Below are 12,367 nucleotides of genomic sequence, written 5' to 3' on the forward strand. Positions count from 1 at the left end.
CAATTTACAAATGTATGTGAAGTCGCTACACTATAATCATGCATCAGACATCTAGACAGAAAAGGATGAGTTCATGTCACACAAAATTAAAATTAATCACTGGGAACAAACTTGTGAAGACGACTCCTGTTTCGAATATGGAACAAGTGTTTCTGTAAATGGGAAAGAATTAGTGAGAGAAGCTTCAATCGTTTCTGCGCTTGAAGCGGTGCTAAAAGAATTAGGTGTTGAAGTGGAAATAACAGAAGTGTCAGAAGATTTACAGTGCGATGCCTACAAAAAATAAAACAAAAAGTCTAGTCTACTAAGCGATTTTTTTTCGTGTTATGATAGATTTCGGTTTCAGTTGAATAGGGAGTAGGGCAGTCTATTTTTAGATCCTGCTCTGCTCTATTTATTTGAACGTACGAGTTCGGCTATGAATGTTCGGCCGGGTTGGTTGATTTTTTTCGTTTCGAACATCTATATGTTGTGTTTTAAAAAAACATAGTATACTATATATAGTGAATAACGAAATGATCAACAATACTAAAAACTAGGTCGTGATGGAATTGATTCAAATCGTATTTGATTCAAAAACAGGAAATGTTCAACGCTTTTTGGACAAGACCCCTTTTACAGACAAACAAAAATTGACTGGAGAAGAGTTTTTGGATACGCCGTTTATTCTCGTCACCTTTACGACAGGATTTGGACAAGTCCCTAGTACCACTCAGTCCTTTTTAGAGAAAAATGCTCACCTTTTACTAGGTGTAGCGGTGAGTGGCAACAAAGTGTGGGGAGATAATTTTGCAAAAAGCGCCGATACGATTTCTAAACAATATCAAGTTCCTATTTTGCACACCTTTGAACTAAGCGGAACAAAAAGGGATGTTGAATTGTTTACACAGGAGGTAGAAAGAATTGTCACAAAATCAGGTTCCAAAGTGGATACAATTAAATAACGAGATTATGATTCAAAAAGAAGGAAAGTTTCAGTTCGATAAGGACAAAGAAGCTGTACATAGTTATTTCGTAGATTATATTAATCAAAACACGGTCTTCTTTCACAACTTAGAAGAGAAGATTGATTACTTAATAGAAAACGACTACTATGAGGAAGAATTTTTAAGGCAATACAGCATGGCAGATATTAAAGAAGTATTTGAAGCTGCATATGCCAAAAAATTTAGATTCCCATCATTTATGAGTGCGTTTAAGTTTTACAATGATTATGCACTGAAAACAAATGATAAAAAGAAAATCCTTGAACGCTATGAAGACCGCATTTCAGTTGTGGCTCTTTTCTTCGCGGGCGGAGACAAAGAAAAAGCACTTGAGTTTGTAGAACTAATGATCAACCAAGAATATCAGCCAAGTACTCCAACATTCTTAAACGCTGGACGTAAAAGACGCGGTGAGCTTGTGAGCTGCTTCTTGCTTGAAGTGAATGACTCTTTAAACGATATTTCAAGAGCGATTGATATTTCCATGCAGCTTTCGAAACTAGGCGGCGGCGTCAGTTTGAACCTGTCAAAACTTCGTGCGAAAGGCGAAGCAATCAAAGATGTAGAAAACGCGACAAAAGGTGTCGTAGGCGTGATGAAGCTTCTTGATAATGCATTCAGGTATGCAGATCAAATGGGACAAAGACAGGGGTCAGGCAGTGCCTACCTCAATATTTTCCACAGAGATATCAATGATTTCTTAGATACGAAAAAAATCTCTGCTGATGAAGATGTTCGTGTGAAAACACTTTCCATTGGTGTTGTCATCCCAGACAAATTTATCGAGCTTGCAAGAGAAGATAAAACAGCTTACACTTTCTATCCGCACACAGTCTATAAAGAATATGGACAGCATCTTGATGAGATGGACATGGAAGAAATGTATGACGAGCTTGTGGAAAACCCGAAAGTCAAAAAAGAAAAAGTCAATCCGAGAAAACTTCTTGAAAAATTGGCTGTTCTGCGCTCAGAATCAGGCTATCCATATATCATGTTCCAAGATAATGTGAATAGAGAGCATGCGCTGAACCATATTTCACGTGTGAAATTCTCAAACCTTTGCTCAGAAGTGCTTCAGGCTTCAGAGGTATCTTCTTACACGGACTATGATCAAGAAGATGAGATCGGTCTGGATATTTCTTGTAACCTTGGTTCATTAAATATCATGAATGTCATGAAAAACAAATCAATTGAAAAAACAGTCAAGCTTGCAACAGACTCGTTAACGCTTGTATCTGAAACAACGGATATTCGCAATGCACCGGCTGTTAGAAAAGCAAACAAAGCAATGAAATCAATTGGGCTTGGCGCAATGAACCTTCACGGGTATTTAGCTCAAAATCAAATGGCATATGAAAGTGAAGAAGCAAGAGATTTCGCTAATACGTTCTTTATGATGGTGAACTATTACTCGATTAAACGCTCAAGTGAGCTTGCAAAAGAAAAAGGAGAAACATTCCACCGTTATGAGGGTTCTGGCTATGCAACTGGTGAGTACTTTAATAAATACGTGGAGAATGATTTCACACCAAAAACAGAAAAAGCGGCAGCACTATTTGAAGGCATGCACATTCCAACAAAAGAAGACTGGGCAGCACTTAAAGAATTTGTAGCGGAAAATGGGATGTACCATAGCTATAGATTATGTATTGCACCAACAGGTTCGATTTCTTATGTTCAATCGGCAACAGCATCTGTTATGCCAATTATGGAACGTATCGAAGAAAGAACATATGGCAACAGCAAAACATATTACCCAATGCCAGGTCTTTCAGCGCAAAACTGGTTCTTCTATAAAGAAGCGTACGATATGGACATGTTTAAAGTGGTCGATATGATCGCAACGATTCAGCAGCACGTCGATCAAGGAATCAGCTTTACATTATTCCTAAAAGATACGATGACAACGCGTGACTTAAACCGCATTGATCTTTATGCACACCATAAAGGCATTAAGACACTTTATTATGCAAGAACGAAGGATACAGGGCAGGAAGGCTGTCTTTCTTGTGTTGTTTGATTAAAGGAGAGTTTAACGTGACAAAAATTTATGATGCAGCCAACTGGTCAAAACACGAAGACGATTTTACACAAATGTTTTACAACCAAAATGTGAAGCAGTTCTGGCTTCCTGAAGAGATTTCCTTAAACGGGGATCTCTTAACATGGAAATATTTAGGTGAAAAAGAGCGGGATACGTACATGAAGGTACTTGCTGGACTGACTTTACTTGATACAGAACAAGGAAATACAGGGATGCCGATTGTGGCAGAACATGTAGACGGTCATCAGCGTAAAGCGGTGTTGAACTTTATGGCGATGATGGAAAATGCGGTACATGCGAAATCATACTCAAATATCTTCATGACACTTGCACCAACTGAAACCATTAGTGAAGTGTTTGAATGGGTCAAGAAAAATAAATTCTTGCAGAAGAAAGCGGATATGATTGTAAGTCTATACCGTTCGATTCAAAAGGATGATCCTATTTCCTTGTTTAAAGCAATGGTTGCTTCTGTTTATTTAGAAAGCTTCCTATTTTATAGCGGCTTTTACTACCCGCTTTATTTCTATGGACAAGGAAAGCTCATGCAAAGTGGTGAAATTATTAACTTGATTTTGCGCGATGAAGCGATTCACGGTGTGTACGTTGGGTTATTAGCGCAAGAAATCTACAACAAACAAACACCTGACGTGCAAAAAGAGCTATATGATTTCTCCATTGATTTGCTGAACGAGCTTTATGAAAATGAGCTTCATTACACTGAGGATATTTATGACCAAGTCAATTTATCGCATGATGTGAAAAAGTTCATTCGTTACAATGCCAATAAAGCGTTAATGAACCTTGGATTTGCCCCTTACTTTGAAGAAGAAGAGATTAACCCGATTGTATTGAACGGACTCAATACAAAAACAAAGTCACATGATTTCTTCTCAATGAAAGGGAACGGCTACAAAAAAGCAACAGTTGAGCCGTTAAAAGATGACGACTTCTTCTTTGGAGATGAATCATAAGTAAAACGCAAAAGTCAAAACGCATCACTCGTTTTGGCTTTTTGCCATTTCTTACAACGTGTTACAAACTGGAGGTTACTGAACATGGGAAAAATGGATGAAATCATTTTAGTCGCACCGCGCAAACGTGTTTTCCAAAACGAAACACTTGCGTTTAATGGGGTGAATAGTGAAGAGGAAACAATCAAAACGATCATGAAAGAAATCGAAGAGCACTTCGAGCAGATGCGAAGAGGGGATGCAGAAGAAAATCCTGACTTCAAACAGCCGATTCCTTATGTCGTCATTAAGCGTGAAGACGAAGTATATGTATATGAAAGACTTCAAGGCGGGGGAGAGACAAGATTACATCATAAGTTATCTCTTGGTTTTGGCGGTCATATGAATTTTATCGAAGGAAAAGACTTTGCTGAGATCCTAAAAGAAAATACGGATCGTGAGCTGGACGAGGAACTTTCGATTCAAGAAGAAGACAAACTTGAGATGAAAACCCTTGGATTAATCAATGATGATGACAACAGTGTCGGCCGTGTGCATATTGGGCTGTTATCAGCACTTGAATTATCACCTGGTGCTCATGTGGAAGTAAAAGAAATAGATCAAATCTCAGGAAAATGGGTGAAAGCAGCAGACTTGAAAAAGCCTGAATACTTCGATCGTCTTGAAACGTGGTCTCAATTTGTCGTGAACATCTTAGCATAAATCAATAGACAACAAACCGGCTCTGCAGATGACTTGAGCCGGTTTGTTTCGTTATAACAGCTTCAGTTTATTGGAAAACGAATGCGTCGTGACCAGCCTGCTTCAATCTGACTACGAGGTCATCCGCATTTTGCTTTGAACGAAAAGCCCCAGCTTGTACCCGGAACATACCGCCTTCTAGTACGACTAATGCTTCGAATCCTTTGGATCTAAGTGTGGCAGCCAGCTTATCAGCATTGGCTTTCACCTTGAAAGCCCCTGCCTGCACTTTATAAAGATTACCTGCTTTTTTTTTCAACTGAAAGGCCTTCTCTAATCCATTGGCATGAGCGCGAGCAATGCCTTGAAGAAAGGAAGCATTGCGGAGCTTATTTGCATCAGCTGTCGTATCAATGAAACCGTTCTCTGTTAAAATAGCGGACATAGAAGTTTCCCGAAGAACGTGGAAGTTTGCAGTTTTCTTGCCGCGGTCGGCAAAATCAACCGAGCGGACAATTTCATCATGAAGGGCATTGCGATACGTGGTGGTCGGTGCTGAAACGCCAGGATACACAAAGCTTTCAAAACCAGTGCCCCCGCCAGCATTAATATGAATAGACACGAAATAGTCAGCTCCCCAGCTATTTGCCGCATTCGTACGCTGGGATAAAGTGACGGATTGGTCAATTGAACGACTTAAGCGGACGGAAACCCCATCATATTCACTAATCAAGATATCTCTTAGTAAAAGCGCAATTTGAAGTGTTATATTTTTCTCCAAAAGTCCATTCGCAGCAGCTCCAGAATCTGTTCCTCCGTGGCCAGGATCAATAAAAATTTTCACCATCTATTCATCACCTCGTCTTTATTTTATGAGGAAATAGAAGAATTGCCTGTACAAAATGCGGAAATCATTGAGACTCTTTTCTGCATCATTTGTGATCAAAAAGCTACATTTTTCTAAGAAAAAGCAAATTGTTGGTTTGTCCGCCCAAAATGGATGAATACAATAGAGATAGCACATCATTTCCTGGGAAACCGCAGAAATCCCTACAATAACAGGTATCTCGGGTCATTTTGACAGCAAACCTGGGCTTAAGCGGGCGATTGTCACGATTACAGCTCCACCCGAATAGAATAAAGAGAGAAGAGCGAGAGGTGAATACGTTGGAGCGAGCTGTCACATATAAAAACAACGGCCAAATCAATATTATACTTAACGGACAAAAGCAAGTATTGGTTGATGCAGATTCAGAGGCAGAATACCTAGAAGCCTTGCAGAAAAATGAGGCAAAACACAGCATCTTACGGGAAATAGAGCGTGAAATGAACAGCCTTGTCGGTATGGATGAAATGAAACGAAACATAAAAGAGATTTATGCCTGGATTTTTGTCAATCAAAAAAGACAGGAACAAGGATTAAAGGTAGGAAAACAAGCACTTCATATGATGTTCAAAGGGAATCCAGGCACAGGGAAAACAACGGTTGCGAGGCTTGTCGGAAAGCTATTCTTTGAAATGAATGTCCTCTCAAAGGGGCACTTAATTGAAGCTGAGCGCGGTGATCTCGTCGGAGAGTACATTGGGCATACTGCGCAGAAAACAAGGGATTTAATTAAAAAATCACTAGGCGGCATCTTGTTCATTGACGAAGCCTATTCTCTTGCCCGCGGAGGAGAAAAGGATTTTGGAAAAGAAGCGATTGATACCCTTGTTAAACATATGGAGGATAAACAGCACGAATTTATTCTCATCCTTGCTGGTTACTCTAAGGAAATGGAACATTTTCTGTCTTTAAATCCCGGCCTTCAATCAAGATTTCCAATCAATATCAGCTTTCCTGATTATACAGTCGATCAGCTTATGGATATTGCAAAACGAATGATGGCTGACAGGGAATATGTCTTTACCCAAGAAGCAGAATGGAAGCTGCGAGATTATTTGATGCACATTAAGAGTACCACAAGTCCTGCAAAATTCAGCAATGGCCGGTTTGTGCGAAACACCATTGAAAAAGCCATTCGAACCCAGGCGATGAGACTGCTTCTTGTTGATCATTACGATAAAAAAGACTTGCTGACCATTAAAAGTCACGACCTTCAAATGAAAGAGGATACGCCTTCTTGAAATGGCGTATCCTTTTTGTGAAGAGACGCTAAAATAAACCTTCCGAATAGTGGTATACGTGTGATGTGTTTGGTATGATGGTACTACTGAAAACTTAAGTACAGAAAGGAAACAACTGACGTTGAATGAACATGAAATGACTGAAAAAGCGATCCTTGTCGGCTGTCAATTGCCGCATGTAACGGATGAACGCTTTCAATACTCAATGGAAGAATTAGCTTCCTTAACCAAAACAGCTGGCGGTGAAGCTGTCAGCGTGATGACGCAGAAAAGAAATAGACAAGACAGCGCAACATACATCGGAAAAGGGAAAGTAGAAGAGCTTGAAGTACTTTGCGAGGAATTAGCATGTGATGTTATTATTTTTAACGATGAGCTCTCTCCAAGCCAGTTAAAAGCGTTGGCGACTGCCCTAGATGTGAAAATTATTGATCGTACGCAATTGATTTTAGACATCTTTGCTAAAAGAGCCCGTACAAGAGAGGGGAAGCTGCAAATAGAGCTTGCCCAGCTTCAGTATGCCTTGCCGAGACTAAGTGGACAAGGGATCAGCCTCTCAAGACAAGGGGGCGGAATTGGCGCAAGAGGTCCAGGTGAAACAAAACTTGAAACAGATAGACGCCATATACGAAGCCGCATTCACGAAATTCACGGGCAGCTATCTGCAGTAAAAGAACACCGAACAAGATACCGAGAACGACGGAAGAAAAATGGTGTGTTCCAAATTGCCATTGTCGGGTATACGAATGCCGGAAAATCCACTTTGTTTAACCAGTTAACAGATGCTGATAGTCATGAAGAAGATTTGCTGTTTGCGACACTTGATCCAATGACACGTAAGATGACATTAGAATCTGGCTACAGTGTGCTGATTTCAGATACAGTTGGTTTTATTCAAGACCTTCCAACAACACTCATTGCCGCATTTCGCTCCACACTCGAAGAAGTGAAGGAAGCAGATTATTTGCTTCATGTGATCGATTCATCTAATGAGGATTACGAAGGACACGAACGGACGGTTCATGAGCTTTTAGAGGAATTAGAAGCAGACCGTATTCCTATGCTGACCGTCTATAACAAAGAAGATCAAATCAGACCGGATTTTATCCCATCTTCAAAGCAGCGACATATTTTAATCAGTGCTAGACGCGAGGAAGATGTGAAGCGGTTGAAAGCGGATATTATGGCTGAGCTGAAAAAAAATTTTTTAAAGCCATATCACGTGAAGATTCCAGCGTATGAAGGGAAGCTCATATCCGCATTAAAGTCAGAAACCCTCGTGGAATCACTAGAATTTCAAAAAGAAGCAGAGCTTTATGACATCACCGGATTTAGTGGTGAGGAGCAGACCATATTAGGTCAAATCAAGAAGTATATGTTGTAGGAAAGGAACTAAATGAAGATGTTTCACACTTTAAAACATGGCACCATTTTAGAAAAAGTAGCAGCAGAAACAGAACAAGAGATTTTACACATGCATCAGCAAATTGATCAAACGAGCGAACAAAATGAGTGGCGGGTGCTTGAAAGCTACCGAAAGCATAAAGTCAGTGATTCTCACTTTAATCCGACAACTGGATATGGCTATGATGATATGGGGAGAGACACATTGGAAAAGATCTATGCGGATGTATTCGGAGGAGAAAGCGGCCTTGTGCGCCCGCAAATTATTTCCGGAACACATGCGATTTCCATTGCCTTATTCGGTGTGCTAAGACCTGGCGATGAATTGATCTACATGACAGGGAAGCCATACGATACCCTAGAAGAAATTGTCGGGATTCGCGGCAAAGAAGGGACAGGCTCGTTAAAAGACTTCAAGATTGACTACAAAGCCATTGATTTGCGCCAAGATGGATCAGTTGATTACGACAAAGTAAAAGAGTCTATTTCCTCTAAAACAAAAGTCATCGGCATCCAGCGTTCAAAAGGCTATGCTTCAAGACCATCCTTTACAATTGAAGAAATCGGACAAATGATTTCATTTGTGAAAGAGATCAATGAGGAAATCATTGTGTTTGTTGACAACTGTTATGGTGAATTTACTGAATTACAAGAGCCGTGTCATGTGGGAGCGGATCTTATGGCTGGTTCTCTCATTAAAAATCCAGGCGGCGGTCTTGCCAAAACAGGCGGTTACATCGTCGGAAAAGAGAAATGGGTAGAAGCTTGTTCTTATCGAATGACATCTCCAGGCATCGGCAGTGAAGCGGGTGCATCGCTGTATGCGCTCCAGGAAATGTATCAAGGATTTTTCTTAGCACCGCATGTCGTTGCGCAGAGCTTAAAGGGTGCAGTGTTTACGGCTCGTTTTCTTGAAAAGATTGGGTTCCAAACAAACCCTGCGTGGAATGCGAAAAGAACGGACTTGATTCAATCTGTAGAATTTGGAGATCCTAAAAAAATGATTGCGTTCTGCCAGGCCATTCAATATGCATCTCCGATCAACAGTCACGTCACACCGCATGCAAGCTATATGCCGGGCTATGAGGATGATGTCATTATGGCAGCTGGCACTTTTGTGCAAGGAGCTAGTATCGAATTATCAGCCGATGGTCCGATCAGGCCTCCTTATACTGCCTACGTTCAAGGCGGCCTCACGTATGCCCATGTGAAAAATGCGATTTGCAGTGCTGTAGATGCCTTATTGGAACAAGGTTTTATCGAAGTGCCTGCTCAATAAAAAATCCATGTTAATATTCCTAACATTTCGTTGACACATAATATAACATGACATATAATAAATTTAAGCAAAGAGGAGGAGACAGTTGAGATGAGTGATAACATTCGCCGCTCAATGCCTTTATTCCCAATTGGGATTGTCATGCAGCTAACAGAATTATCTGCAAGACAAATTCGCTATTACGAGGAAAATGGTTTAATATTTCCAGCAAGAAGTGATGGGAATCGCCGATTATTTTCTTTCCATGATGTTGATAAATTACTAGAAATTAAAAACCTCATCGAACAAGGTGTAAACATGGCAGGAATCAAAAAGCTTTTTGCCAAAGCTGAGTCGGAGAATCCTGCGTCTGAAACAAAGACTGAGGAGAAAACCACAGCGAAGCACAACTTGACAGATGATGAACTCAGGAAGCTACTGAAGAAGGAACTCATTCAGGCTGGACGTTTCCAACAAGGAACGACCTTTAGGCAGGGGGATATGTCAAGGTTTTTCCGTTAACAGATTAGCAAAAGCATTGCTATAAACATTTTACCTTTTGTAGGGGAGGAGTTTTACGAAATGGCAAAGTACACAAGAGAAGATATCGTAAAATTAGTAAGTGAGGAAAACGTAAAGTACATCCGTCTGCAATTTACAGACATTCTCGGAACGATTAAAAATGTTGAGATTCCTGTGAGCCAGTTAGAAAAAGCTCTCGATAACAAATGTATGTTTGACGGTTCATCTATTGAAGGTTTTGTACGTATTGAGGAATCAGATATGTATCTATACCCAGATCTCAACACATTTGTTATTTTCCCTTGGACAGCAGAAAAAGGTAAAGTTGCACGCTTTATTTGTGACATTTATAAGCCAGACGGGACGCCATTTGATGGAGACCCTCGTAACAACTTAAAGCGTGTCTTGAAGGAAATGGAAGAACTAGGATTTAGTGATTTCAACCTTGGACCTGAGCCAGAATTCTTCTTATTTAAACTAGATGAAAAAGGCGAGCCAACGCTTGAATTAAACGATAAAGGTGGATACTTTGACCTTGCACCAACAGATCTAGGCGAAAACTGCCGCCGTGATATCGTACTAGAGCTTGAAGAAATGGGCTTTGAAATTGAAGCATCTCACCACGAAGTAGCACCTGGGCAGCATGAAATTGATTTCAAATATGCAGGCGCGATTCGTTCTTGTGATGACATTCAAACGTTCAAACTCGTTGTCAAAACCATTGCAAGAAAGCACGGTCTTCATGCGACATTTATGCCAAAACCATTGTTCGGTGTAAACGGATCTGGTATGCACTGTAACCTATCATTATTCAAAAATGGCAAAAACGCATTCTTTGATGAAAAAGCAGATTTACAATTAAGCGAGACGGCTAGACACTTTATCGCAGGTATCGTAAAGCATGCAACAAGCTTTACAGCGGTCACAAACCCTACGGTGAATTCTTACAAGCGTCTTGTACCCGGTTATGAAGCACCTTGCTACGTGGCATGGAGTGCACAAAACCGCAGCCCATTGATCCGTATCCCTGCATCACGCGGCATCAGCACACGTGTAGAAGTGCGCAGCGTAGACCCATCTGCAAACCCATACCTTGCACTAAGCGTATTACTTGCAGCAGGTCTAGACGGAATCAAAAACAAACTAGACGCACCAGCGCCAATCGACAGAAACATCTATGTCATGGACAAAGAAGAGCGTCTTGAAAACGGCATCTCTGACCTGCCTGCAACACTTGCAGAAGCGCTTGAACTGCTGAAATCAAACGAAGTCATGATCAACGCACTAGGCGATCACCTATTCGAACACTTCATCGAATCAAAAGAAATCGAATGGGATATGTTTAGAACCCAAGTTCACCCATGGGAACGCGATCAGTATATGTCTCAGTATTAATACAGAAACGTTAATTTAACAAGGTTTTTGAAAAGGATTTGGTGGTCAAATTTATAGTGACCACAACCAAAATAAGGTTTGACCACTTTTTGACCACCAAATTCAACAAAAAATTTCAACTCAGAATTGAGTTGATGTAATGCTCGAAACTGTCCACAGATTTATTTTCGAGTTTTTCACTTATATGAGCATATACGTCAGAAGTTATGCTTATATTTTTATGTCCTAATCTTTCTTGGATGAACTTCATACTTTGACCAGCTTCTAACAACAGAACTGCATGAGTATGTCTTAGTCCATGGATTGGGATATTTTCTATTTCAGCTTTTTTTAATATCCTTTTTAGAGCGTTGAACAGGGAGGACTTCGGTAAAGGATCACCCTTTTCTCTGCAGAAAACAAGATTTAGATCATGATCGTATGTCTCATTAAAAACTATTTTGTTATCGTTGATCCATTTCATATGAGCGTGAAGTTCCTTTGCAAGAGATTCAGTAATCTTGATTGTCCGTTCCGAGTGGTATGTTTTGTGTTTCCGGATGCTTCTTCACCAGTTTTTTTTGGAAATATAGTGATTTATTTATTATCATTGGTGTTATGTCTTTTAGTTTAATCTCTTTGAAGTAGGGGAGAATTTTTTTCGAAATTTCTCTTGTAAATATTAAATGTGTTTTTTGCAACTTTTCCTTTTTTATAGACTTCTAACCATTCGATAACAAAATGTTTTAAAGTTGTTTCTACGCCAACAACTTCAATATCACTTCTAAGCAATTCTTCATGTTTTGAAGCAGCAACTTGCGCTTCTTTTTTGTACTAAATCCACCTTTAGAAAGCTCTGTTACTTCTTGTGTTACTGGATCCCTATGTTTAATTCTGTACTGCCATGTCGTTCCTCTTTTAATGCACTCTACATAAAACATACCTTTTATAGATAAGCATTTTTGCATTTTGCGGGATACCGAAAACTTTAAAAATG

General features: G+C 40.0%; 11 protein-coding genes and 1 pseudogene. 10 read left to right on the forward strand and 2 right to left on the reverse strand.

Going from position 1 to position 12,367, the window contains the following annotated elements:
- The first annotated feature begins 73 nt into the window (after positions 1-73).
- The 5 genes from NPA43_RS08395 to NPA43_RS08415 all read left to right on the forward strand — a co-directional run bounded on the left by NPA43_RS08395 (position 74) and on the right by NPA43_RS08415 (position 4,706).
- Positions 74-286, forward strand: a complete 213-nt coding sequence (locus NPA43_RS08395; protein ID WP_099725757.1) for a hypothetical protein — start codon at positions 74-76, stop codon at positions 284-286.
- Between the two features lie 265 nt (positions 287-551).
- A complete protein-coding gene (gene nrdI, locus NPA43_RS08400; protein WP_041816236.1) occupies positions 552-944 on the forward strand; it encodes a class Ib ribonucleoside-diphosphate reductase assembly flavoprotein NrdI in 393 nt (130 codons plus the stop codon).
- Positions 904-3,006 (forward strand): class 1b ribonucleoside-diphosphate reductase subunit alpha, encoded by a 2,103-nt coding sequence (gene nrdE / locus NPA43_RS08405; RefSeq protein WP_099725756.1) that lies wholly within the window; start codon positions 904-906, stop codon positions 3,004-3,006. Before nrdI ends, nrdE begins: the two co-directional genes overlap by 41 nt.
- A 17-nt stretch (positions 3,007-3,023) precedes the next feature.
- Positions 3,024-4,004: a class 1b ribonucleoside-diphosphate reductase subunit beta gene (gene nrdF / locus NPA43_RS08410; RefSeq protein ID WP_024424085.1), complete on the forward strand. Its 981-nt coding sequence runs from the start codon at positions 3,024-3,026 to the stop codon at positions 4,002-4,004.
- Between the two features lie 84 nt (positions 4,005-4,088).
- On the forward strand, positions 4,089-4,706 hold the full coding sequence (locus tag NPA43_RS08415; RefSeq protein WP_256499595.1) for a hypothetical protein: 618 nt from the start codon (positions 4,089-4,091) through the stop codon (positions 4,704-4,706).
- Between the two features lie 67 nt (positions 4,707-4,773).
- Here the strand turns inward: NPA43_RS08415 and NPA43_RS08420 are convergent, their stop codons facing one another.
- A complete protein-coding gene (locus NPA43_RS08420) occupies positions 4,774-5,532 on the reverse strand; it encodes an N-acetylmuramoyl-L-alanine amidase (protein WP_099725754.1) in 759 nt (252 codons plus the stop codon).
- Positions 5,533-5,852: 320 nt separating this feature from the next.
- Here NPA43_RS08420 and spoVK point away from each other — a divergent pair, with 320 nt between their 5' ends.
- The 5 genes from spoVK to glnA all read left to right on the forward strand — a co-directional run bounded on the left by spoVK (position 5,853) and on the right by glnA (position 11,391).
- Entirely contained in the window at positions 5,853-6,812 is a 960-nt protein-coding gene (gene spoVK, locus NPA43_RS08425) for a stage V sporulation protein K (protein WP_048239875.1), read from the forward strand.
- 121 nt (positions 6,813-6,933) lie between these two features.
- On the forward strand, positions 6,934-8,196 hold the full coding sequence (gene hflX / locus NPA43_RS08430; protein ID WP_099725753.1) for a GTPase HflX: 1,263 nt from the start codon (positions 6,934-6,936) through the stop codon (positions 8,194-8,196).
- Positions 8,197-8,214: 18 nt separating this feature from the next.
- Entirely contained in the window at positions 8,215-9,495 is a 1,281-nt protein-coding gene (locus NPA43_RS08435) for a methionine gamma-lyase family protein (protein WP_099725994.1), read from the forward strand.
- A gap of 90 nt (positions 9,496-9,585) precedes the next feature.
- Positions 9,586-9,996, forward strand: a complete 411-nt coding sequence (locus NPA43_RS08440; RefSeq protein ID WP_099725752.1) for a MerR family transcriptional regulator — start codon at positions 9,586-9,588, stop codon at positions 9,994-9,996.
- A gap of 60 nt (positions 9,997-10,056) precedes the next feature.
- The gene (gene glnA / locus NPA43_RS08445; protein WP_099725751.1) at positions 10,057-11,391 is read left to right on the forward strand and encodes a type I glutamate--ammonia ligase; all 1,335 of its coding nucleotides are present in this window, start codon (positions 10,057-10,059) and stop codon (positions 11,389-11,391) included.
- A 115-nt stretch (positions 11,392-11,506) separates the two neighbouring features.
- Here the strand turns inward: glnA and NPA43_RS19160 are convergent.
- A pseudogene (locus tag NPA43_RS19160) lies at positions 11,507-12,311 on the reverse strand (tyrosine-type recombinase/integrase).
- Between the last annotated feature and the right edge of the window lie 56 nt (positions 12,312-12,367).

It is taken from the genome of Bacillus pumilus, from assembly GCF_024498355.1.
Lineage (GTDB): Bacteria > Bacillota > Bacilli > Bacillales > Bacillaceae > Bacillus > Bacillus pumilus_P.

What these genes read in the sequence shown, in the direction of transcription:
- NPA43_RS08395 (WP_099725757.1), top strand. Translation starts at nt 74, where the DNA reads ATGTCACACAAAATTAAAATTAATCACTGGGAACAAACTTGTGAAGAC.
- NPA43_RS08420 (WP_099725754.1), bottom strand. Translation starts at nt 5,532, where the DNA reads ATGGTGAAAATTTTTATTGATCCTGGCCACGGAGGAACAGATTCTGGA.
- NPA43_RS08440 (WP_099725752.1), top strand. Translation starts at nt 9,586, where the DNA reads ATGAGTGATAACATTCGCCGCTCAATGCCTTTATTCCCAATTGGGATT.
- NPA43_RS08435 (WP_099725994.1), top strand. Translation starts at nt 8,215, where the DNA reads ATGTTTCACACTTTAAAACATGGCACCATTTTAGAAAAAGTAGCAGCA.
- NPA43_RS08415 (WP_256499595.1), top strand. Translation starts at nt 4,089, where the DNA reads ATGGGAAAAATGGATGAAATCATTTTAGTCGCACCGCGCAAACGTGTT.
- glnA (WP_099725751.1), top strand. Translation starts at nt 10,057, where the DNA reads ATGGCAAAGTACACAAGAGAAGATATCGTAAAATTAGTAAGTGAGGAA.